The 21,815-nt window shown below is 70.6% G+C and carries 21 protein-coding genes and 1 riboswitch; of the genes, 10 read left to right on the forward strand and 11 right to left on the reverse strand.

Translation table 11 applies throughout. The features are described from left to right. The coding region (locus AOK03_RS24960; RefSeq protein ID WP_055567583.1) for an esterase/lipase family protein at nt 1-787 on the forward strand (787 nt) is incomplete at its 5' end. A 183-nt stretch (nt 788-970) separates the two neighbouring features. Next, on the forward strand, nt 971-2,419 hold the full coding sequence (locus tag AOK03_RS24965) for a M23 family metallopeptidase (RefSeq protein WP_055567584.1): 1,449 nt from the start codon (nt 971-973) through the stop codon (nt 2,417-2,419). 21 nt (nt 2,420-2,440) lie between these two features. On the opposite strand, the gene pcrA is transcribed toward AOK03_RS24965, so the two are convergent. Then, entirely contained in the window at nt 2,441-4,999 is a 2,559-nt protein-coding gene (pcrA, locus tag AOK03_RS24970; RefSeq protein WP_055567585.1) for a DNA helicase PcrA, read from the reverse strand. A gap of 254 nt (nt 5,000-5,253) precedes the next feature. Further along, a riboswitch (cyclic di-AMP (ydaO/yuaA leader) is annotated at nt 5,254-5,409 on the forward strand. Nucleotides 5,410-5,416: 7 nt separating this feature from the next. On the opposite strand from pcrA, the gene AOK03_RS24975 reads away from it, so the two are divergent. Then, a complete protein-coding gene (locus AOK03_RS24975; RefSeq protein ID WP_055567586.1) occupies nt 5,417-6,613 on the forward strand; it encodes a C40 family peptidase in 1,197 nt (398 codons plus the stop codon). A gap of 107 nt (nt 6,614-6,720) precedes the next feature. On the opposite strand, the gene AOK03_RS24980 is transcribed toward AOK03_RS24975, so the two are convergent. Continuing rightward, complete coding sequence (locus AOK03_RS24980; RefSeq protein WP_055567587.1) at nt 6,721-7,074, reverse strand: hypothetical protein; 354 nt, start codon at nt 7,072-7,074, stop codon at nt 6,721-6,723. 194 nt (nt 7,075-7,268) lie between these two features. Between AOK03_RS24980 and AOK03_RS42755 the strand changes: the two genes are divergently transcribed. The 3 genes from AOK03_RS42755 to AOK03_RS24990 all read left to right on the forward strand — a co-directional run bounded on the left by AOK03_RS42755 (nt 7,269) and on the right by AOK03_RS24990 (nt 9,207). Beyond that, complete coding sequence (locus tag AOK03_RS42755; protein ID WP_157869070.1) at nt 7,269-7,406, forward strand: hypothetical protein; 138 nt, start codon at nt 7,269-7,271, stop codon at nt 7,404-7,406. 13 nt (nt 7,407-7,419) lie between these two features. Continuing rightward, a complete protein-coding gene (locus tag AOK03_RS24985; protein ID WP_055567588.1) occupies nt 7,420-8,469 on the forward strand; it encodes a C40 family peptidase in 1,050 nt (349 codons plus the stop codon). A gap of 96 nt (nt 8,470-8,565) precedes the next feature. Continuing rightward, nucleotides 8,566-9,207: a hypothetical protein gene (locus tag AOK03_RS24990; protein WP_063792568.1), complete on the forward strand. Its 642-nt coding sequence runs from the start codon at nt 8,566-8,568 to the stop codon at nt 9,205-9,207. A gap of 23 nt (nt 9,208-9,230) precedes the next feature. On the opposite strand, the gene AOK03_RS24995 is transcribed toward AOK03_RS24990, so the two are convergent. Then, complete coding sequence (locus AOK03_RS24995) at nt 9,231-9,962, reverse strand: LuxR C-terminal-related transcriptional regulator (RefSeq protein WP_055567590.1); 732 nt, start codon at nt 9,960-9,962, stop codon at nt 9,231-9,233. Further along, a complete protein-coding gene (locus tag AOK03_RS25000; protein WP_055567591.1) occupies nt 9,959-11,248 on the reverse strand; it encodes an ATP-binding protein in 1,290 nt (429 codons plus the stop codon). Before AOK03_RS25000 ends, AOK03_RS24995 begins: the two co-directional genes overlap by 4 nt. Nucleotides 11,249-11,432: 184 nt before the next feature. Here AOK03_RS25000 and AOK03_RS25005 point away from each other — a divergent pair, with 184 nt between their 5' ends. Both AOK03_RS25005 and AOK03_RS25010 read left to right on the forward strand, forming a co-directional pair. Continuing rightward, complete coding sequence (locus AOK03_RS25005) at nt 11,433-12,797, forward strand: PspC domain-containing protein (protein ID WP_055567592.1); 1,365 nt, start codon at nt 11,433-11,435, stop codon at nt 12,795-12,797. Further along, nucleotides 12,784-13,020 (forward strand): hypothetical protein, encoded by a 237-nt coding sequence (locus AOK03_RS25010; RefSeq protein WP_055567593.1) that lies wholly within the window; start codon nt 12,784-12,786, stop codon nt 13,018-13,020. The genes AOK03_RS25005 and AOK03_RS25010 overlap by 14 nt, the downstream gene beginning before the upstream one ends. Here the strand turns inward: AOK03_RS25010 and AOK03_RS25015 are convergent. The 3 genes from AOK03_RS25015 to AOK03_RS25025 form a co-directional block, all read right to left on the reverse strand. Beyond that, nucleotides 13,001-13,549 (reverse strand): DoxX family protein, encoded by a 549-nt coding sequence (locus tag AOK03_RS25015; protein ID WP_055567594.1) that lies wholly within the window; start codon nt 13,547-13,549, stop codon nt 13,001-13,003. The genes AOK03_RS25010 and AOK03_RS25015 overlap by 20 nt on opposite strands. 149 nt (nt 13,550-13,698) lie before the next feature. Continuing rightward, entirely contained in the window at nt 13,699-14,964 is a 1,266-nt protein-coding gene (locus AOK03_RS25020; RefSeq protein ID WP_055567604.1) for a hypothetical protein, read from the reverse strand. Between the two features lie 151 nt (nt 14,965-15,115). Then, on the reverse strand, nt 15,116-15,901 hold the full coding sequence (locus tag AOK03_RS25025; RefSeq protein WP_055567595.1) for a class II aldolase/adducin family protein: 786 nt from the start codon (nt 15,899-15,901) through the stop codon (nt 15,116-15,118). Between the two features lie 130 nt (nt 15,902-16,031). On the opposite strand from AOK03_RS25025, the gene AOK03_RS25030 reads away from it, so the two are divergent. After that, nucleotides 16,032-16,511 carry a pyridoxamine 5'-phosphate oxidase family protein gene (locus tag AOK03_RS25030; RefSeq protein WP_055567596.1) on the forward strand — a complete coding sequence of 160 codons (480 nt, stop codon included), beginning with the start codon at nt 16,032-16,034 and terminating at the stop codon, nt 16,509-16,511. A 68-nt stretch (nt 16,512-16,579) separates the two neighbouring features. Here AOK03_RS25030 and guaA read toward each other — a convergent pair whose 3' ends face one another. Then, complete coding sequence (guaA, locus tag AOK03_RS25035; RefSeq protein WP_055567597.1) at nt 16,580-18,160, reverse strand: glutamine-hydrolyzing GMP synthase; 1,581 nt, start codon at nt 18,158-18,160, stop codon at nt 16,580-16,582. A gap of 440 nt (nt 18,161-18,600) precedes the next feature. Here guaA and AOK03_RS25040 point away from each other — a divergent pair, with 440 nt between their 5' ends. After that, nucleotides 18,601-18,906 (forward strand): chorismate mutase, encoded by a 306-nt coding sequence (locus tag AOK03_RS25040; protein WP_079074944.1) that lies wholly within the window; start codon nt 18,601-18,603, stop codon nt 18,904-18,906. A gap of 627 nt (nt 18,907-19,533) precedes the next feature. Here the strand turns inward: AOK03_RS25040 and AOK03_RS25045 are convergent. The 3 genes from AOK03_RS25045 to AOK03_RS25055 form a co-directional block, all read right to left on the reverse strand. Beyond that, nucleotides 19,534-20,277, reverse strand: coding sequence for a hypothetical protein (locus tag AOK03_RS25045; RefSeq protein ID WP_244177732.1), 744 nt, complete (start codon nt 20,275-20,277; stop codon nt 19,534-19,536). 127 nt (nt 20,278-20,404) lie between these two features. Further along, complete coding sequence (locus AOK03_RS25050; protein ID WP_157869071.1) at nt 20,405-21,187, reverse strand: hypothetical protein; 783 nt, start codon at nt 21,185-21,187, stop codon at nt 20,405-20,407. Nucleotides 21,188-21,271: 84 nt separating this feature from the next. Further along, on the reverse strand, nt 21,272-21,643 hold the full coding sequence (locus AOK03_RS25055; RefSeq protein WP_055567600.1) for a hypothetical protein: 372 nt from the start codon (nt 21,641-21,643) through the stop codon (nt 21,272-21,274). Between the last annotated feature and the right edge of the window lie 172 nt (nt 21,644-21,815).

Below are 21,815 nucleotides of genomic sequence, written 5' to 3' on the forward strand. Positions count from 1 at the left end.
CTCCATGGCCCTCCTCAAGGCGACGGCCTTGGAGCTGACGATCCTCGCGGGCCACCTCCTCCTGTATCCCTCGGGCATCACCCAGGAACGCAGGGCGACCACGGTCCAGCCGCCCCCCGGCGCCCCCCGCCTCCCGGCGGACGGCAGGCCCCCGGTGCTGCTTCTGCACGGCTTCATCGACAACCGCTCCGTGTTCGTACTGCTCCGCCGCACCCTGGCCCAGCACGGCGGCCGCCGCGTGGAGTCCCTCAACTACTCCCCGCTGACCTGCGACATCCGGGGCGCCGCCGAGCTGCTGGGCCGCCACATCGAGGAACTCTGCGAGCGCACGGGACACGCCCGGGTCGACGTCGTCGGGCACAGCCTGGGCGGCCTGATAGCCCGTTATTACACGCAGCGACTCGGCGGCGACACCCGCATCCGCACCCTGGTCACGCTCGGCACACCGCACGCGGGCACCCGCGTCGTACCGCTCGCGAACGCACACCCGATCGTCCGGCAGATGCGTCCGGGCTCCGACGTGATCGAGGAGCTCAAGGAACCGGCGCCGGGCTGCCGCACGCAGTTCGTGAGCTTCTGGAGCGATCTGGACCAGATCATGGACCCGCTGGAGACGGCCTGCGTCGACCACCCCGATCTGACCGCGCAGAACGTCCGGGTGACCGGCATCGGCCATCTCGCGCTGCCGGTGCACCCCGCGGTCGCAAACGGAATCCGTCAGGCACTCGATCTGGCGAACCCGGGAGCCGACGCGAAGAGCGCACCGGGCGGGCTCACGGTCGCCTGACACGCCACTTCTATCGAACGCATCTCGAACGCAGGGCCAAGGCTGTGCCCGCAGTCCGCCGAAAGGCGGCCGAATGCCCGTTTCCTGAAACCACGAAACCTGCCGAAGATTGTCGTGCCCGTATACCGCCGGGTACAGTCACCGCACTGCTCTGCCCCTGCTGCCGAGGCGAAAGAGAAGTTGGTGAACGACCGTCACCCGTCGGGGAGCTCGATCCCCCCGTCCTCGGCACCCGGCGCCGACTACGCGCACTACGCGACGTACGACCAACAGAGTGCCCAGCACAACGGCTACGGCTACGACACCTATTCCACGGGCGGCTTCGACACCGGCAGCTTCGACACCGGAACGTTCGCGACCGACCCCCTTTTCGGCGACATGCCGGGCGGCGGGCACGACACGGGCCAGTGGGCGACCATGGCGGGCTCCCAGCAGACGGCCACCTACGACGCGTACGCGGCGCAGTACTACGCCGCCACGTACGACGGCAGCTACGACACCGGCTCGATGTGGTCGACCGGCGGTCATCAGCAGGTCGCCGACATTCCGTCGCAACCGGGCCCCGACTCGACGGGCCAGTGGGACACCGCCGCCTGGCACCAGGCCTCGTCGGACGGCCCGCAGACCGGCCAGTGGGACACGCAGACCTTCGACACCGGTGCGTACGACGCGACGGCGTGGAACTCACCCGACGCGCACGGCATCCGCGAGGCGCACGACGCACCCGACCTGCTCGGCGCGCCCGTCCCGCACGACACGGACCAGCCGTACGAGACCGACGCCCACGCGGACGCCGGGTACGAGTCCTCGGACCCCGAGTCGGCGGACTCCCTCGGTGCCGCTCCCCGCGCCTCCCGCGCAAAGCGCGGCGCACCCGCGGGGGACGGCCGCTCCAGGACCCGCCGCCGCACCCCCGCCAAACGCTCCGCGCTCCTCACCGTCGCGGTGCCCTCGGCCTGCGTGATGGGCGTCGCCGGAGTGGCCGCCGCCTCCGTGGGCAACTTCGGCGGCGGGGACGACCAGAAGGACACGACGGCGTCGGCCCCGGACCCCACGTCCGTGAAGCCCTCCGCCGCCAACAACAAGCTGGACACCCAGCTCGCGAACCTCTCCGCGGACGCGGGCGACTTCGCGGACCGCGCGAGCCGCACGCAGGAACGTATCGACCTCAAGGCGGAGAAGGTGGCCGCCGAGAAGAAGGCGGCGGCCGAAGCCGCACGCAAGGAGCGGCTGCGGCCCAAGTTCGCCCTGCCGGTCAAGCAGCACGGCCTCAGCGCGCAGTTCGGCCAGGCAGGCGTGAACTGGATGTCCGCGCACTCCGGAATCGACTTCCCGGTGTCCTACGGCACCGAGGTCCTCGCCGCGACAGACGGCACCGTATCCACGAAGTGGAACAGCGCCTACGGCAACATGGCGATCGTCACCGCGAAGGACGGCACGGAGACGTGGTACTGCCACCTCTCCACGCACAAGATCTCCAGCGGTCCCGTGAAGGCGGGCGAGCCGATCGCCTTCTCCGGGAACTCCGGCAACTCCACCGGCCCGCACCTGCACTTCGAGGTGCGGCCCGCCGGCGGCTCGGCGATCGACCCGCTGCCGTGGCTGCGCAGCCACGGCCTCGACCCGACGTAACTCCGGCCGCCGCCGCCCGCGTTACAACTTCTCCACCGGCGCATACCGCAGCAGGAGACGCTTCGGCTTGGGCTCTCCGAAGTCCACCGTCGCCTCGGCGTTCGCCCCCGTCCCCTTCACCCCGACCACGGTCCCGAGACCGAACTGGTCGTGCGTGACACGGTCGCCGACGGCCAGCGACACCACCGGCTTCTCCGACGCGCGGCGCGTGGCGAAGCCCTGTGCCCCGCCGGAGCGCGAGCGCGACGACGACAGCGACGACGCGATGCCCGCGGCAGGTCCGGACGAGGCCGGCGCGCCGACCGAGCCGGTCCGCTTCCAGTCCAGGTGCGCGTCCGGGATCTCCTCGAGGAAGCGCGACGGCGGGTTGTACGACGGCGTGCCCCAGGCGCTGCGCATGGACGACCGCGTCAGGTAGAGCCGTTCACGCGCTCGGGTGATGCCCACGTACGCGAGGCGACGCTCCTCCTCCAGCTCCTTGACCTGCCCAAGCGAGCGCATGTGCGGGAAGACGCCGTCCTCCATGCCGGTCAGGAACACCACGGGGAATTCGAGGCCCTTGGCGGTGTGCAGGGTCATGAGCGTGATGACTCCGGAGCCGTCGTCCTCCTCGTCGGGGATCTGGTCGGAGTCGGCGACCAGGGCGACACGCTCCAGGAAGTCCGAAAGCGTACCGGCCGGGGCGGCGCCCTCACCCGCATCGCCCTCGGCCGCGCCCGCGTCGTCTTCAGCCGTGCCCGCGGCGCCCTCGGCCTGTGCGCTGTCCGATGCCTGAGTGCTGTCCGCTGCCTGGCCGTTGTCCTGCTCGAACTCCAGCGCCACGGCGGCGAGCTCCTGGAGGTTCTCGATGCGGGTCTCGTCCTGCGGGTCGGTCGAGGCCTGCAACTCGGCGAGGTAGCCGGTCCGTTCGAGCACGGCTTCCAGGACGACTGCCGGACCCGCGCCGGACTCGACGATGGTCCGCAGCTCCTCCATGAGCGTGTTGAAACGCTTGACGGCGTTGGTCGAGCGGGCCGCCATTCCGTACGCCTCGTCGACGCGGCGCAGCGCCTGCGGGAAGGAGATCTTCTCGCGCTGCGAGAGCGCGTCGATCATGGCTTCGGCGCGGTCGCCGATGCCCCTCTTCGGCACGTTGAGAATGCGGCGCAGCGGGACCGCGTCCTCGGGGTTGGCGAGAACGCGCAGGTAGGCCAGCACATCGCGGACCTCCTTGCGCTCGTAGAAGCGAACGCCGCCGACGACCTTGTAGGGCAGGCCGACGCGGATGAAGATCTCTTCGAAGACACGGGACTGGGCGTTCGTCCGGTAGAAGATCGCCACGTCGCCGGCCTTCGCGTCGCCCGCGTCGGTGAGACGGTCGATCTCGTCGGCGACGAACTGCGCCTCGTCGTGCTCGGTGTCCGCGACGTATCCGGTGATGCGTGCGCCCGCGCCCTGGTTGGTCCACAGGTTCTTGGGGCGGCGGCTCTCGTTCCGCTCGATGACCGCGTTCGCGGCGGTCAGGATCGTCTGCGTGGAGCGGTAGTTCTGCTCCAGGAGGATCGTCGTCGCGTCCGTGTAGTCCTCCTCGAACTGGAGGATGTTGCGGATGGTGGCGCCGCGGAAGGCGTAGATGGACTGGTCGGCGTCGCCCACCACGCACAGCTCGGCGGGGTCGTCCCCCTCGCCTCCGGAGGGGCCGACCAGCTCGCGCACCAGTGCGTACTGGGCGTGGTTGGTGTCCTGGTACTCATCGACCATGACGTGCCGGAAGCGGCGCCTGTAGTGCTCGGCGACGTCCGGGAAGGCGCGCAGCAGGTGGACCGTCGTCATGATCAGGTCGTCGAAGTCCAGCGCGTTCGCCTCGCGGAGGCGGGACTGGTACATGGCGTAGGCCTGGGCGAGGGTCTTCTCGAAGCCGTCGGCGGCCTGGCCCGCGAAGTCCTCTTCGTCGATCAGCTCGTTCTTCAGGTTCGAGATCTTGGCGCTGAAGGACTTCGGCGGGAACTTCTTCGGGTCGAGGTCCAGGTCACGGCAGACCAGGGACATGAGGCGCTTGGAGTCCGCGGCGTCGTAGATCGAGAAGGAGGACGTGAAGCCCAGCTTCTTGTACTCCCTGCGGAGGATGCGGACGCAGGCGCTGTGGAAGGTCGACACCCACATCGCGTTCGCCCGGGGCCCCACGAGCTGCTCGACGCGTTCCTTCATCTCGCCCGCGGCCTTGTTCGTGAAGGTGATCGCGAGGATCTGGCCGGGGTGCACGCCGCGCTCGGCGAGCAGGTGCGCGATGCGGTGGGTCAGCACGCGGGTCTTGCCGGATCCGGCGCCGGCGACGATGAGCAGCGGGGAGCCGGCGTGCACGACCGCCGCGCGCTGGTTCTCGTTCAGCCCGTCGAGGAGCGTCGCCGGGTCGATGACCGGGCGCGGGGCGCCGTCGCGGTAATGCGAGTCCCGGGTCATGGGCGCGTCGAACTTCCCGTCGAACAGGTCGTCCGGAACGGGCTCCGGAGCGTTGTCCTCGGGCGGCGGCGGGGGCGCTTCGTCCGTGGCCCCGGAAGGCTGCAGATCCGCCAGGAAGCTGTCATCAAAGAGGCTGCTCATCGCCTCCCGAGTCTAGGCGGCCCCACTGACAACCCGCTGCGGGTTCCGGACAGCCCGCCTTCCTGACCCTCCGCACATGGACGGATGCATTCCGCTATGGTGTCTCACCGCGGGCCCCGGCCCGCGTCACGGGTCTCGTGAAGTCACGAAAATGTATCGGGCATATCGAACATCAACCTTCACACGGGCCACACGAGTTGGCTAGCGTGCCCGGCGGGCCACTCGTCCCCCCACCGGCGAACCCCGCCGGGAACGGGCGGCCTCCGCCGAGTCCGACATGGTCGGAGCCGGGGACCCACCGAGACCTTGGGGTGAATCGGTCCCGTACGTAGTACGGGACCGTAGGGCAGCCTTCCGAACCACCCGCCCGAACCCGACAGCTAACCCGGTAGGCGGTCTACGGAAGGAGTCGCCTCCTTGGCGTCGCACCGCAAGCCGCGGAACCGGACGGCCGGCCTTCGCACGGCCCCCGCCATCGGCATCACGACGGCAGCCCTCACCTCCGTCGCCCTCCTGTCGCAGAGCGCGCAGGCAGCGCCCTCCGCGCCGACGAAGCCCAGCCTCGAAGAAGTACAGAAGAAGGTCGACGAGCTCTACCAGCAGGCGGGGGTGGCCACCCAGAAGTACAACTCGGCCAAGGAGCACACCGACAAGCAGCGCAAGAAGGTCGACCGGCTGCTCGACGACGTGGCCGAGCGCACCGACAAGCTGAACGACGCGCGCAAGGAGCTCGGCTCCTTCGCCGCGGCGCAGTACCGCACCGGCGCCGTCTCCGAGACGGCCACGATGATGCTCGCCAACGACCCGCAGGGCTACTTCGACCAGAACCACCTCGCGGACCGGCTGACCACGCGCCAGAAGAAGGCGGTCGACGACTACCAGGCGCAGCAGGCGTCGGCGACCAAGCAGCGCACGAAGGCCGCGAAGAGCCTCGAGACGCTGACCGACTCCCGGGACGACCTCAGGACGAGCAAGCAGACCGTCCAGAAGAAGCTGGGCGACGCGCGCGAGCTCCTCTCGAAGCTCACCGCCGAGGAGAAGGCGCGGCTCGCGGAGATCGAGCGCAAGAAGAAGCAGGAGGCCAAGCGCAAGGCCGAGAAGCTGGCGCGCGAGCAGGCCGCCGAGGCGGAGCGCAAGCGCAAGGCGGAGGAGGCGGCCCAGCGGGAGAAGGAGCGGGAGGGCGGCCAGGACTCCGGTTCCGACGCCGGCTCGGGCTCCGGTTCCGGTTCCGGTTCGGGCTCCGGAAGCTCGGACGGCAGCTACGCCACCAAGGCCGCGAAGGTGATCGACTTCGCGGAGGCGCAGATCGGCAAGCCGTACGTATGGGGTGCCACCGGCCCCGACTCGTACGACTGCTCCGGGCTCACCCAGGACGCGTGGAAGGCCGCGGGGATCTCCCTGCCGCGCACCACGTGGGACCAGGTGAAGGTCGGCACGACGGTGAAGACCGCCGACGCGAAACCGGGTGACCTGGTGTTCTTCTACGACGACATCAGCCACGTGGGGATCTACATCGGCAACGGCAAGATGATCCACGCCCCGAAGCCGGGCGCGAACGTCCGTGTCGAGTCGATCTACTACATGCCGATCCACAGCGTGGTGCGCCCCGCCTGACGACGAAGCGCCTCGCATGGAGGCGCCGCTTCGCCGAGCACCTCTCTACGCGCGCGTGGCCCGCATCCTTCCCGGATGCGGGCCACGCGCGCGTAGAGGCGGAAAACTCAGGTCCACAGCACCGCGATGAAGATGTTTGCGGTGGTCAGCAGGCCGACCGCGCCGAACATGCCCTTGTCCACCTTCTCCTCGTCCCGCTTCACATAGACCAGCGCGAGGATCACGATCAGCACGGCCATCTTGATGCCGATCTTGACGTTGTTGACCGTGTTGTCGTCCGCCTGGTTGAGGCCCACCAGGACCACACCGGTGACGAGCATGGTCAGCGCGCCGTGCAGCATCGCGGGGCTGAAGCGGGCGGTGCCCTGGCCCATCTGCTTCATCTGGGTCAGGAAACCGCCCAGGAGCGAAGCGATGCCGATGATGTGCAGGCCGACGAAGAGATGGATGAGTACGTCCATGAGGCCGGAGCCTAGCCCGGGGCCCGCCTCCCCGGGCAGGCGCCCCCATATCACCACCCCACGGCGGGGTGCGTCGGAAACAAGCCATCGATCACGTCCGCGCGTGAAGCAGCTGCCACCCCGCGACGCACACGGTCGAGGCCTGCCACGGTTCCGCCCACTTCTGTCAATTGCGCACAATCCGTCACCAACCCGTGACGGTCAGGTTTAGCGTCCTCCACCAGGTGACCGACTCCCCACCGCCGTCCGACCCGGGACGGCCGTCGGCCACCACCGCCGAGAAGACCGGCGGCGGCCTGCTCCCCCTGTGCGGGCCGCCGCCGGACACGTAAGGAGCCCCACTTCGTGGCAGCGCACCGCAAGCCCAGCCAGCGCTCGCTCAGCGGCAGCACGGCCCGCACCGCCTTGACCCTCGCCCTCGCGGGAGCCGCATCGGCCACCGCCTTCGACGGCACGGGACACGCGGATCCCCGGCTCAGCCCCGCCGAGGTGAAGTCCAGGGTCGACTCGCTCTACCGCGAGGCCGAGACGGCCACCGAGAAGTACAACGGCGCGAAGGAGAAGGCCGAAAAGGCCGAAACCGCACTCGGCACACTGCGCGACGAAGCGGCCCGCAAAACGGAGAAGCTCAACTCCGCGCGCAACAGCCTGGGTTCGTACGCCGCGGCGCAGTACCGCGCGGGCGGCATCGATCCCTCCATACAGCTCGCGCTCTCGTCCGACCCCGACCAGTTCCTGGACCGCGCGGCGCGCGCCGACCGGGCCGGCAGCCGTCAGGCCCTGGCCGTCGGCGAAGTGCGGGAGCAGGTCCAGGAGATCGACCGGCTGCGCGGCCGGGCCGACGACCGGCTGGCCGCCCTCCGCGCGCGCCGGACGGAACTGCGCGAGCACAAGAAGACGATCAACGGAAAGCTGGGCGAGGCGAAGCGGCTGCTGTCCCGCCTCACCGCCGAGCAGCGTGCCGAACTGGCCGGTCCGGCAGACGACGACCGGGCCGACCGCTCCACGGCCCGAGACCCCTCCCTGGGCGCCGCCAAAGCCCCCAACGCCCGTGCCGCCTCCGCCGTCGCCTACGCGTACAAGGCCATCGGCCGTCCCTACGTCTGGGGCGCCACCGGCCCCGACGCCTTCGACTGCTCGGGGCTCACCCAGGCCGCCTACCGCTCGGCGGGCGTCGGGCTGCCCCGCACCACCTACGCGCAGATCGCCGCGGGCCGGCGAGTCCCCCGCTCCGAACTGCGCCCCGGCGACCTGGTGTTCTTCTACTCGGGCATCAGCCACGTCGGCCTCTACGTCGGCAACGGCCAGATGATCCACGCCCCGAACCCGAGCGCTCCCGTGCGCCTCGCCCCCATCGACCAGATGCCGTTCGCGGGAGCCACACGCGTGGCCTGACCGCCTGACCGCCACCGCCCGGGCACCGCCACCGCCCGCCACGGGGCAACCGGGCTGCGACGATCAAGAAGATCCCCTGCCAGTAATGTCACGCACATGCCTAGCCGTACGCTGCCTCCGCCCCCGCCACCCGTGTATCTGCGCACCTGGCCGGACCGGCAGACGCTGCTCACCGACCGGGGCATGGCCCTGCAGGAGCTGCACAGGCGGCACTTCGGGCTGATTCGGCTCCTGCTGCTGTGGCTGTGCGGAGTCGGCGGCGTCATCGGCTGGGCCCTGCTGATCCAGCCGATCCGGTTCATCGCCGACAAGGACCCCAGCGGCTTCCTGCTGGGCCCGGTCCTCGCGATCCTCGGCCTGGCGGCGCTGGCCCCCGCGGTCATCGGCGTCGTCTTCGGCATCCGCCGCGACCGGCGCATACGGCAACTGAAGGAAGCCTGGCTCGCCTTGGACAGCCACCCGGCGTCCGACGCCCGGCTGCGCTCCCCAGGCCTCAGCCTCGTCTGGCTCCTGTCGTCCCTCGCCGTGTGCACGCTCGGGCTCTGGATGTCGTTCACCGCGGCCGCGTACGCCGAACCGGGCCACGAGACCTACGCCGACGTCGCCCTCGGGATGGGCATCGGCCTGCTGCTCTGGCTGACCGGCCTCCTCGGCGCCGCGAAGGCGGTCGGCCACTACCGCTGGGCCCTGCGCAACCTCGGCCCGGCGGCACCGACCGGCGCCGCCGTGCACCGCTAGCGCCCCAGCGCTTTAGCGCCCGGTCAGACCAGCCGTCGCGCCGTCGCCCACCGCGTCAGCTCATGGCGGTTGGACAGCTGGAGCTTCCGCAGCACCGCCGAGACATGCGACTCGACCGTCTTCACGGAGATGAAGAGCTGCTTGGCGATCTCCTTGTACGCATAACCGCGTGCGATGAGCCGCAGGACCTCGCGCTCGCGCTGGGTGAGGCGGTCCAGGTCCTCGTCGACCGGAGGCGCGTCCGTCGAAGCGAAGGCGTCCAGGACGAATCCGGCGAGGCGCGGCGAGAACACCGCGTCGCCGTCCTGCACGCGGAAGATCGAGTCCACCAGATCGGTGCCGGTGATGGTCTTGGTGACATAGCCACGAGCGCCGCCGCGGATGACACCGATGACGTCCTCGGCGGCATCGGAGACCGACAGCGCGAGGAACCGCACCGGGCTCTCCGCGTCGGACATCAACGGCGAGCAGCGGCGCAGCACTTCCACGCCTCCGCCGCCCGGCAGATGCACGTCCAGGAGGACGACCTCGGGGCGCGTGGCCGTGATGACCGTGACCGCCTGGTCGACGTCGTCCGCCTCGCCGACGACCTCGACGCCCGTGACGTCGGTGCGGCCGATCTCCGCCTGCACTCCGGTGCGGAACATCCGGTGGTCGTCGACCAGGACGACTCGCACACGACGTCCGTCCGCACCGCCGCCCTCGTCCGTCCCGGTCGGCTCCGTGGGCCCGCTCGCCCCGGTCGCGTCGCTCATGTCGTCGCCGTCCTCTCCATCTCCAGCTCGACTTCCGTGCCGCCGCCGGGCACCGCGCGGAGCCGCGCCGTGCCGCCGTTGCGCTGCATACGGCCGATGATCGATTCTCGTACGCCCATGCGATCGTCCGGCACGGAGTCCAGATCGAACCCGGGACCGCGGTCCCGTACGGAGACGAACACCGTCTCCCCCTCGACCTCGGCGAAGACCTGCACCGCGCCGCCCTCGCCACCGTACTTGGCGGCGTTCACCATCGCTTCCCTCGCGGCCTGCATCTGTGCGGTCAGCCGCTCGTCGAGCGGGCAGTCGCCGACCACGACGACCTCGATGGGGACGCCGTGCTTGTCCTCGACCTCCGCGGCGCTGCGGCGGACCGCCTCGGCGAGGGTGTCGGGTTCCTCGTCCTCGTCCTTGCCGGTGCCCTCGGGTTTGTAGAGCCAGGCCCGCAGGTCGCGCTCCTGGGCGCGGGCGAGGCGGCGCACTTCGCTCGCGCTCTCCGCGTTGCGCTGGATCAGGGTCAGGGTGTGCAGCACGGAGTCGTGCACATGGGCGGCGACCTCGGCTCTCTCCTGGGCGCGGATGCGCATCAGCCGCTCCTCGGAGAGGTCCTGCATCATGCGGACGAGATAGGGGCCGGCGAGCAGCGCGACGCCGACGAGCACGGCGAGCGAGGCCTGCAGCACGGCGCCCAGGTGGGCGGCGGAGCCCTGCAGCACGAAGATGCCGGACACCCCGGCGCCGACCAGGAGCACTCCGGCTGCCGAGCGGGCGATCGTCAGGGTGCGCCTGCGCCGGCCGACGGCCATCCAGCGTGCTCTGCGGGCATTGTCGGCCTGCCGCCAGACGAGGGCGACACCGGCGGCCACGAGCAGGGTCGGGACGACGTACGCCTTCGTCGAGCCGTCCAGGTCCACGTTGCTGACGAAGACCATGGCGACGACGACCATCGCGAGGAGCGCGACGAGCTGCCCCTTGTCGGGCTTGCGGGCCACGAGTCTGCGCCGGCCGTCCGGCGCCGTCTCGGAGCTGACGGCCGCGGGGGGCCGCTCGGCGTCCACCCCGCCCACGCCGAGCGGGACGAAGAACCAGAACGCCGCATAGAGCAGACCGCCGAGCCCGTCCGCCGTGAACAGGCCGACAAAGATGAGCCGGACCCAGATCACGGGCAGCCCGAGATGTCCGGCCAGACCGCGCGCGACACCGCCGAGCCAACGTCCGTCGCCGCTGCGATAGAGCTTGCGCAGCGGTCGGACGTCGTCGGTGGGCGGTGCGGCGGCTTCCGGCATGTCATCGATATTCACACGCGAGCGCGGGTCCGAGCATCAGGGTCGACCCCCGAGACTTCCCTGATCCGGTCCCCTGCCACGGCCCTGTCAGGGGTGCGACCCGAGGAGTCTCAGGGGCGATATCAGGGTTCGTCCAGGGTCGTCCCGACTGCCGCGGCGGCCCCGCGGCGGTCACCATGGACGCATGACAGATCAGCAGCCCGCCGAGACGGAGACCGAGGCCGCCATCCGCGATGCCCTGCGCGCCGCGCACGGCATCCCGGGCGGTCCCGCGGACGTTCCCGATCCGGGCCTGCCCGCCGAGGAGCGCAAGTTCCGCCGTGACCGTCGGCAGAAGAAGCTCGGCGGGGTGTGCGCCGGGCTCGGCCGACACTGCGACATGGACCCGGTGATCTTCCGCATCGGCCTGGCCGTGCTGGCGATCACCAGCGGCCTCGGCCTGGTGTTCTACGGCTTCGCATGGCTCTTCACGCCGTACGAGGACGAGGAGGAGAACGAAGCCCGCAGGCTCCTCTCCGGCCGGGTCGACGGCCAGGCGCTGACCGCCGTGCTCTTCGCGCTCGTCGGCTGCGGCGTCTTCCTGACCTTGTTGAACAACGGTGGGGCGCTCACCTTCGCCGCCGTCCTCGCCCTGCTCCTCGCGGGCGCGGGGTATTGGTCGCAGCAGCGCGACACCCTCGATCCCGACCCGGTGGCGGCCCAGGCCGCGGCGGATGCCCCGCCCGAGGCGAAGGCGCCGCCGGTCGCCGGAGGACCTTCGTGGTGGCGCGACCCGATAATCAAGGACGGCACGCACGACGGGATCTCGGGCTATTTCTGGGGCCCCCAGGGTCTTCACGTGGAGTATCAGCCGACGGGCCACCACCAGGGCGTGCCCCGCAAGGCGGCGGTGCCCCCGCCCGCGCCCAAGCCCCGCGGGCCGCGCTGGATCGGCGGCTGGGTGTTCCTGTTGGCCCTGCTCGCGGGCGGCCTCGGGACTGGGCTGACCTGGGAGGATCAACCGCTCGGCACGACGTTGCAGGTCGGCCTCGCGTGCGCGCTCGCAGTGTTCGGGACCGGCATCGCGGTCAGCGCCTTCCTCGGGCGCACCGGGGCGGGATCGATCGTGCTCGCGGTGCTGACGGCCGGCCTCCTCGCCGGCGCCGCGGCCCTGCCGGACAACATCACCACGCATTACGCCCGCACGGACTGGATACCGGCCGAGGCGGCGGACGTCCGGCCCCATTACGAGGTGGGGCTCGGCACGGGCACGCTCGATCTGAGCAAGGTCGACGTCGGCAAGGACAAGACGTTGAAGACCAGCGTCGAAGTCGGTGCGGGCGACCTCAGGGTGGTCCTGCCGAAGGACGCCACCGTGCGGCTCGACGCGGAGGTGGGCGTCGGCGACATCGTCTTGCCGGACGACAAGAACAAGGACCTGGACATCGCTCCGGGCCGGGAGAAGAAGGTGACGCTGCGGCCTCCCTCGGGTGACACCGGCGGCGGCACGATCGATCTGCGCCTCGAAGTCGGCGTCGGACAAGCGAAGGTGACCCGTGCTACGTCATGAATTCCACCCCGGCAAGCTGGTGGCAGGACTCTTCCTGCTGTTGGTCGCCGTTGTGTACGCGGGCGACGCGGGCGGTGCCTGGGAGGCTCCGTGGTTCGTCGCACTGCCGCTCGTGATGGCCGGCCTGTTCCTCGCGGGCGTGGCTGCGGCGATTCATGGAATACGCCCGAGGGGTGCGGGCCGCCCGGGCGGTGCCAAGGGCGTCAAGGAGCCGCGGGACTAGCGGGACCGGCCGGGCCCGGGGTGCTTCTGCGGCGGGCGGCGCGCAAGGAGTCGACGGAGAGGACCGAGGCTCCGGCCAGGACCAGTGGCAGCCACGCCATCAGGTAGGCCAGGTCGTTGCCGTAGTAGTAGGGCTCCTCGTACCAGCTGACGGTCAGCCAGAGGCTCAGCGAGATGAGGGCGCCGCCGAGCGCGGCGACGCGGGCGAACAGGCCGATCAGTGTGCCGATGCCGACGGCCAGTTCCCCCAGGGCGATGGCGTAGCCGAAGCCGACGGGGCTCTTGAGGGAGAGGTCGACGAGAGCGGGGATCGCGGAGATGTCGCGGACGCCCTCCATCTGCGCGCCGATCGATCCCGCGCCGCTCGCCTGCATGAAGGTGCTGTCGGTGAGTTTGTCGAGGCCCGCGTAGATGAAGGTGATGCCCAGGAAGATCCGCAGGGGGAGCAGGGCGTAACGGGTGGCGGTCTCCCGCCAGTCGTCCCGCCTGATGTGGCTGGTGTGGCTTTCCGTACGCATGCCGTGCGCCATGGCACTCCGCCGCCTCTCGCGTGGTCCCGTCTTTTGACGATACGTACGAAGAGGGGCCGCTGCTCAGTGGCGTGCGGCGGATTCCACGGCGGTCCTATTCCACGGTGTTCCGAAGGCGGCAGGACCAGGTCAGGGGGAGGTTCGGTGGGTCAGTCCAAGACGTCGATCGTGACGCGGTTCGTCTCGACGCCAGCGGCCGTGACGACCTGGACGTCGACGCGGCCGGGTTCCACGTCGACGGGGACGGGCACGGTCAGCACCGCGTCGGTCGGATTGGTGAAGCCGCCCGGCACGGGCACGAGCGGCACGTGGACGTGTACGGCACCGATACGGACGACCGTGCGGGCGAGCCGGTCCGCGTCCCCGGCGCCGGGCGGGACGAAGCCCGCGCCGCGGATCTCGATGTCGTCGCCCGTGCGGATGGGGGCGTCGAGGTCCCCGGCCTCCCGCGCGCGGACGACGGAGAGGATCACGGGACGGCCGCCTTCGGAGTACTTCCCCGCCAGGTACGTCGCGGCGGAGACCAGTACGAGCAGGGCGAGACCCCACGGCAGGTCGGGCAGCTGCTCGGGCCGCCGGGCCAGGCGTACGGCGGCGAAGACCACGGCGGCGGCGCTGATCAGGACGTACTGCGCGTCGGCGAAGCTGCCGCGGCCCGCGTCGTCGGTGAGCGGGTCGGAGGCCCGTGGCCGGTCCGCGCGCACCTTCTGCAGCCGCTGGCCCAGCACGCGCAGGCCGACGACCCTGCGCACCAGGACGGCGACCGCGCACACCACGGCGAGGACGGTCACGGTTCCGGCGGCGCGGGCGAGTTCGAGACCGTCGATCAGTGCGTCGCGCTGCGCGTGTCCGGAGGCCGCGGCCAGTTCGCCGGCGAGGACGAGCACGGCGAAGACGACGAGGAGGACCCAGCAGGCGGCCACGGCACGCGAGGTGGAGAGCCGGTTGTCCTCGCCGATCACCGGCGCGAGGACCCCGCCGCGCGCCCGGTGCGCGTATGCGGCGCCGGTCAGCAGCCCGGCCACGACGAGAGCCGCAAGGAGACCGGCCGTGCGCGCGTCCGACCAGCCGGTGCCGATCGCGGTGAGCGCCTGGACGAGGAGCAGCACGACGAAGGAGCCCCACACGACGCCGAGCGTGCGCGTCCACAGCCGTCGCAGCCAGGCCTCGCCCTCGGCCCTGCCGCGCTCGGCGACAGCCCGCGCGGACTGCGTCAGCTCGTCCGACACCCACTGCCGAGAGGCGCCCGCCGAGTGTGCGACGGCCGCGGGCAGCCCCTCCCCCGCCGCGAACCCGTCGCGCTGGGCGAGGAACGCGGCCACGGCACGCCGGTGCCCTTCACGCGCCCCGTGCGGGCAGCCGCCGCACGTGCAACCGCCCCCGTGCACGCCCTGCCCTGCCTCCTGCACTGCCACCGCGTACGCCGCCTTCCCCACCCTCGAAGCCACTGGGGCCTCCCGCGAACTTCCTTGCAGAGAAGGGGAATTGTGCCGTACTGAAAGGCGAACGAATGCCCGGGGTCAGGTCAGCGGGGGTGAAAGGCGCGGCCGGGCGTTGACGTCGAGGTCAGGCCAGCAGATCCGGCTCGCTGCGGCTGATGTCCTGCCACAGGGACTGGTAGTTGATCCACGCGACCAGATCGCTGCCGAGCTGCTCACGGGTCTGCACCGCCTGCTTGTGGCCGATCAGCACGGGCCGTCCCGCTGCCCGCGCGCTGAGCTGGACCTGGCAGGAGCGTTCCATGGAGATGAACCACCAGGCGGCGGCGTCGACGGAGTCCCCGACCGTGAGCAGGCCGTGGTTGCGCAGGACGACCGCCTTGTGGTCGCCGAGCGCGGACGCGATCCTGCGCCCCTCCTCCGCGTCGACGACGACACCGGTGTAGCCGTCGTACAGCGCATGGCTCTCGTAGAAGGCGCAGGCCTCCTGGGTGATCGGGTCCAGGAGTTCGCCGAGGGTGGAGAGCGCGCGGCCGTGCAGCGAGTGGCAGTGCGCGACGGCGACCACGTCGGGCCTCGCCAGATGCGCCTGGGCGTGGACGGTGAACGCGGCCTGGTTGACGTGGTGGCGCCCCTCGACCACCTGTCCCTCGGCGTTGGCGAGGACGAGGTCGCCGACGGTGACGTGCTTGAAGGGCATCCCGAAGGGGTTCACCCAGAAGCAGTCGGTGTGCTCCGGGTCGCGTGCGGTGATGTGGCCGGAGACCCCGTCCTCGTACCCGAGCCTCCCGAAGACGCGCAGCGCGCCGGCGAGCCGCTCCTTGCGGTGCCGCCGTTCGTCCGCCACGGATTCGTGGACGGGCGGCATCGCGAACTGCAACCGCTCGACGGGTATCGGTGTGGGCGCCTGCATGTGTCCTCCATCCCTGGCTGTACGGGGCGGAAGTTACCGGTGGGAAGCACAGGAGGACAGAGGCACGGCACGATCAGCGGTGCGGTGAAAGGCGACAGGAGGTGTCGGGTATCGGCGGCAGACTCGCCGTATGACGTTCAACTGGGAAGCCTTCACCACAGCAGAGCCGGATCTTGCCGCGACCGTCGAGAAGCGCTTCGGCGCGTTCACCCATCACGTCCTGGCGACCCTCCGCAAGGACGGGTCACCGCGCACCACCGGGCTGGAAGTCCGCTTCCTGAACGGGGAGTTGTGGCTCGGCATGATGCCGAACTCCCTCAAGGCGCTCGACCTGCGCCGCGACCCCCGCTTCGCGCTGCAGGCGAACCCGGGCGCGGGCACCGAGATGGCGGGCGGCGACGTCCGCATCGCGGGCCGCGCGATCGAGGTGCGGGACCCGGAGCTCCGCGCGCGCTACACGGACACGGTGAACCCGCCGGACCCGGACGAGTTCCACCTCTTCCGCGCCGAACTGACGGAGGTGGTGCGCACGTACATCGAGGACGGGAAGTACCTGGCGGTGCAGCTGTGGAAGCCGGGCTCGCCGTTGAAGACCACGCGGCGGACCTGACCTCCGTACGCGAACGGCGCCGCCCACCTCGCGAGAGGCGGACGACGCCGTTCAAGACACGCGGGAGGTCACTCCCACTCGATGGTCCCCGGCGGCTTCGACGTCACGTCGAGCACGACGCGGTTCACGTCGGCGACCTCGTTGGTGATGCGCGTCGAGATCTTCGCAAGGACCTCGTACGGCATGCGGGTCCAGTCGGCCGTCATGGCGTCCTCGGACGAGACGGGGCGCAGGACGATCGGGTGGCCGTAGGTGCGGCCGTCGCCCTGGACGCCGACGCTGCGGACGTCCGCGAGCAGCACGACCGGGCACTGCCAGATCTCCCGGTCGAGACCGGCCGCCGTAAGCTCCTCGCGGGCGATGGCGTCGGCCTCGCGCAGCAGGTCCAGGCGGTCCTTGGTGACCTCGCCGACGATGCGGATGCCGAGGCCGGGGCCCGGGAAGGGCTGGCGCTGGACGATCTCGTCCGGCAGACCGAGCTCGGCGCCGACCATCCGGACCTCGTCCTTGAACAGCTTGCGCAGCGGCTCGATGAGCTCGAACTCGATGTCGTCGGGCAGGCCGCCGACATTGTGGTGGGACTTGATGTTCGCGGTGCCGGTGCCGCCGCCGGACTCGACGACGTCCGGGTAGAGGGTGCCCTGCACGAGGAAGGCGACCTCGGGGCCGTCCTCCTGGAGGATCTCCAGCTGCGCCTGCTCGAAGACGCGGATGAACTCACGCCCGATGATCTTGCGCTTGGTCTCCGGGTCGGAGACTCCGGCCAGCGCGTTCAGGAAGCGCTCGCTGGCGTCGACGACCTTCAGGTTCGCGCCGGTCGCGGCGACGAAGTCCTTCTCGACCTGCTCGGTCTCGCCCTTGCGCATCAGGCCGTGGTCGACGTACACGCAGGTCAGCTGCGAGCCGATGGCCTTCTGCACGAGGGCGGCGGCCACGGCGGAGTCCACGCCGCCGGACAGGCCGCAGATGGCGCGCTTGGTGCCGACCTGCTCGCGGATCGCGGCGACCTGCTCGTCGATGACGTTGTCGGTCGTCCAGTCCGGCTTGAGGCCGGCGCCGCGGTAGAGGAAGTGCTCGAGGACCTGCTGGCCGTGCGTGGAGTGCATCACCTCGGGGTGGTACTGCACGCCGTACAGCTTCTTCTCGTCGTCCTCGAAGGCGGCGACGGGCACGACGTCCGTGGACGCGGTGACGGAGAAGCCCTCCGGCGCGGCGCTGCACGCGTCGCCGTGCGACATCCACACGGACTGCTCGGTGGGGGTGCCCTCGAAGAGGGTGGATCCGGCCTTGGAGACGTGCAGGGGCGTCCGGCCGTACTCACGGGCGCCCGTGTTGTCGACGGTGCCGCCGAGGGTGGTCGCCATCAGCTGGAAGCCGTAGCACATGCCGAAGACGGGGACGCCGGCCTCGAAGAGCTGGCGGTCGACGGTGGGCGCGTGCTCCGCGTACACCGACGAGGGGCCGCCGGACAGGATGATCGCCGCGGGCTTCTTCGCGAGCATCTCGGAGACGGGCATCGTGCTCGGCACGATCTCGCTGTAGACGCGGGCCTCACGGACGCGACGGGCGATGAGCTGGGCGTACTGCGCTCCGAAGTCGACGACCAGAACGGTGTCGGGAGCGGCGGCAGCGGGGGACGCTGATGGCACGGCGGCGGCCTTCCGGCGTTGAGCTTGAGCGGTGCGTGAGCAGAGGCTCGTGCGTGAGCAGGGGGTCTGTGTTTGTCAATTCTAACGGGCCCGGCACGACCCCTTCGTCGTATCCGACGGGGCCCCGCCACAGGGCATCGCATTGCCGTGGGCATCTCAGCGGGCATACCCGTGGGCATCTCAGTGGCCGTCTCAGCATCCGAGCCGTATGGGATCCCGATTGACCCGGGGCGCGCGCCTGGGGGCATACTGGCCTCGTGACCAAGCACCTCAGCTTCCTCTTTACCTATGGCAACCGGCCTGCCGGCTGCCATGGTCGAGCTGCTTGATCCCACCGACAAGCGACTTACCGGGCGCCCCGGGCCGACAAGGCCCGGGGCGCTCTGTCGTACGCGGGTCCTGCCGATCCGGGGCACCTCTTCCGACAAAGGAGCCCCCAGATGACCGCCACCACCGCGTCCGCCGCCACCGCCGCCGACAGGACCGGCGCCCGCACCCCCGAGGCCGTGGAAGTGATCGAGAACGCCCGGGAGCGGATCGACGCGCTCGACGACCGGATCATCGGCCTCGTCCAGGAACGGATGGCCGTCTCGGCCGTCATCCAGGAGGCACGCATCACCTCCGGCGGCCGCCGCGTGAACCTCTCCCGCGAGATGGAGGTCCTCGGCCACTACAGGGACGCGCTCGGCAAGCCCGGCACGGCGCTCGCGATGACGCTCCTGGAGCTGTGCCGGGGACGCGTCTGACGGTGGCGTATCTGAGTTCGGATCCGCTCTCACCCGTACGGCGCGTGACCGGTCCCGGAGGGGCTTCGTTGGTCCCGATGTCCGTGTCAGCCAGGTGCGGGCCCGCAAGAACCACGCGTGGCTCCGCTGGAGCGATGAGGCGCAGGGATCACTCCTTGCGCCGTGGGACCTCGCTCCAGTGACGTGACCGGACGGCAGGGGACAGCAGCCCGGTCACCCAAGAGAACGGTCGGCTCCGGGGACGCCCGGAGCCGGCCGGCCTCCGTCCCGGAACCAGGGCCGAGTTCCCGGCCCTCCCCCGCCCCCCCTCAAGATGTGGCTGAAACGGTTGCGCAGCCAACAACACATCGAGCACGATGCCTAGAAGGGCGGACAGCGAGTCCCCCCGTCCACAACTTCATTGCCAATGGTCGATACCACGCGAGCGCCCCCTGTGCGCCGGGTCGGCCACCGGCACCCGGACCACAGCGGCGCACGCCCCCCCCGGCGCCGCCCCGAGGCACTGACGCGGCCCTGACGTCGGTGCTGACAGCGAAGGGCCCCGCGGATCCGTCCCGCGGGGCCCTTCGCTCGTCCCCGGACCCGGCCGACCCGGATTCGGACTCCCGCCTACAGCTCCTACAGCCCCTACAGCTTCTTCAGCTTCTTCACCTGTGCCTCGACGATCTCGGTCGGCACGCCGAACTTCTTCGGCTTGAGCAGATTGATCGAGTAGAAGGCGGCGAGCGTCGAACCGCTGCGTACGACGGTGAAGCTCATCGGGGTCCGCTGGCCCTCGATGACACCCACGACCTTGTACGAGACGGCGTCGTCGCCCGCCTTCGGCGCGGTCAGGGCGGCGACGTCCCGGTACTTCGAGTCCGCGTGCTCGTAGGCGGTGCACTTCTTCGTGGCCGTCCGCAGATCGTCCATGACCTTCTCCGCGTCGGCCTGCTCGTGCGCGAGCAGCGCGAGCGAGATGACCGTGGCGTCCAGTTCGTCGGGGCCGGTCACGGTGCGGCCGACCCGGGACTTCGCCGCCGGCTGGGACGCGAACATGAACATGTCGGCGAACGGCTGGCAGGCGGCCGGGTCGGCGGGCACGGTCTGCGAGGGCATGTCCGCCGCGGACAGCTTCTCGATCTTGTGGCCCTTGAGGTCGCCCTTGGCGAGCACCGCCTTCTCCAGGTCGGCGCCGGTCAGCGCGGTCGACTTCTTCTCGGCCGGGGCCGGCTTCTGCGACGACTTCTTGTCGCTGTCACGACTGCTGCCGCTGTCGGCGCGGTTGCCACCGTCACCGCTGTTGTCGCTGTCGCCGCCGCACGCTGCGGTCAGGCCCAGCGCGACCGTGACGGACGCGGCCACGACGGCCCGAGACACAGATGACTTCACGTTTCCCACTTTCAGTCGCACGGCGCGGGCGACGGCCCGCGCCGAGGCGACATGAAAGCGGCAAGAACACGTCTCTGACCAGCGTTTTTCGTAACGATCGGAAACCGCTGAAAAGGTTGTACGTGGGCTAGACCTTGTCGAGCTGGGCGTCGACGATCCTGGGGTCCACCTTCGGGTCCTGGTCCGCCGTGGGCGTTCCGCTGCCGTCCATGCCGTCCTTCTCGGCGTCCCTGTCCCGCTGGACGCCTTCGGGGTCGTACAGGTTCGACGCACCGAAGACGGCGAGCGTCGAGCCGCTGCGCACGACCGTGACGCTCTCCCTCGTCACGTACTCACCCCTGCGGTGAGCGAGCTTGTACGAGACGGCCTCATCGCCCTTGTCCGGCGCGGACAGCGACCGGACGCCGAGGTAACGCTGCTCCCCGACCCGGAAGGCGGCGCACTTCTTCGACCGCAGCGCCGTGCGCAGGTCCGCCATCGCCTGCTCGGCATCGGTCTCGGCGTACGCGGACAGGCCGACGTCGGTCGTCGTGGAGCCCTTGTCGTCGGCGGGGGTCAGGACGCGGCCGACGTGGGATTTCGCCTTCTCCGGGGTGTCCGTTCCGGCACCGGCACCGCCTCCCGCGCCGAGCATCGCCGCGAGCGGGCCGCACTCCGCGCGGGACGGCTTTCCCGCGGGCGGGGCGGCGGAGTCGTCCGGCTCCTCGACCTTGTAGCCCTTCACGTCCGCCGCGGTGAGGGCCGCCTTCTCCAGCTTCGAGGGGCCCTCACTCGCGTGCGGCTTCGCGGACCTCGTCGGCTTCGCGGACTTCCCGGCATCGTCGTCACCGCTACCGCCGCAGGCCGCACTCCCTCCGAGCGCGACCACGACCGAGACGGCCGCCACGACACGCGACACAGCTGACTTCACGTTCTGTTTCTCCCAGCGGCTTGCTGTTCTGCATCTGGCACCAGAACTACGACGGAGGAAGATCGAATCCGGTTCCCCGCGGCCTCACCAGCCCCACATCCAGAAGCGGAACGGGGTCAGCAGCGCGATCGCGAGGGCCATGCCGCCGATGACGATCACCACGCTCCACACCCGGCGGCTGCGCTCCGACCTGCCGCCGCGGGCCCCCGTCGAGCCCGTCGGCGCCGACCGCCACTCGTCCGGGCGCCACCGCTCGGTCTCCGCCTCGCGCTTCGCGCGCCTGCGGCGGAACCGCCCCGCCTCCTCGACCCGTCGACGCGCGGCCTCCTCGTCCAGGCGCCGCAGCCGCTCGGCCACCATGCGCGCCCGTGCGGACGGCTCCTTCGGCGCGGACGAGCGGATGTCCCGCTCGCTGTCGTTCTCGAATCTCTCCCACACCTCGTCGGGTATGGCCACGCTTTCCCCCCTTGTCCCGTGTCCCCATGTGCCCTTTGGGCGGGGGAAGTTCTACGACACCTCCTCGCGACAGCACAAGTCACGTCACGCCCCACCGACTCCGCAGGCCCCGCCAGCCCTGTGAGCCACACCACATAAGAATTCTGTGAAATCGAGGACAACCATTCACAGG

Source organism: Streptomyces atriruber, assembly GCF_001418325.1.
Classification (GTDB): domain Bacteria; phylum Actinomycetota; class Actinomycetes; order Streptomycetales; family Streptomycetaceae; genus Streptomyces; species Streptomyces atriruber.

Excerpts from the sequence above, each read along its gene's own strand:
- AOK03_RS25000 (WP_055567591.1), bottom strand. The coding sequence starts at position 11,248 with ATGCCGGAAGCCGCCGCACCGCCCACCGACGACGTCCGACCGCTGCGC.
- AOK03_RS25030 (WP_055567596.1), top strand. The coding sequence starts at position 16,032 with ATGACGTTCAACTGGGAAGCCTTCACCACAGCAGAGCCGGATCTTGCC.
- AOK03_RS24995 (WP_055567590.1), bottom strand. The coding sequence starts at position 9,962 with ATGAGCGACGCGACCGGGGCGAGCGGGCCCACGGAGCCGACCGGGACG.
- AOK03_RS24990 (WP_063792568.1), top strand. The coding sequence starts at position 8,566 with ATGCCTAGCCGTACGCTGCCTCCGCCCCCGCCACCCGTGTATCTGCGC.
- AOK03_RS24980 (WP_055567587.1), bottom strand. The coding sequence starts at position 7,074 with ATGGACGTACTCATCCATCTCTTCGTCGGCCTGCACATCATCGGCATC.
- AOK03_RS25025 (WP_055567595.1), bottom strand. The coding sequence starts at position 15,901 with ATGCAGGCGCCCACACCGATACCCGTCGAGCGGTTGCAGTTCGCGATG.
- AOK03_RS25040 (WP_079074944.1), top strand. The coding sequence starts at position 18,601 with ATGACCGCCACCACCGCGTCCGCCGCCACCGCCGCCGACAGGACCGGC.
- AOK03_RS25005 (WP_055567592.1), top strand. The coding sequence starts at position 11,433 with ATGACAGATCAGCAGCCCGCCGAGACGGAGACCGAGGCCGCCATCCGC.
- AOK03_RS25015 (WP_055567594.1), bottom strand. The coding sequence starts at position 13,549 with ATGGCGCACGGCATGCGTACGGAAAGCCACACCAGCCACATCAGGCGG.
- pcrA (WP_055567585.1), bottom strand. The coding sequence starts at position 4,999 with ATGAGCAGCCTCTTTGATGACAGCTTCCTGGCGGATCTGCAGCCTTCC.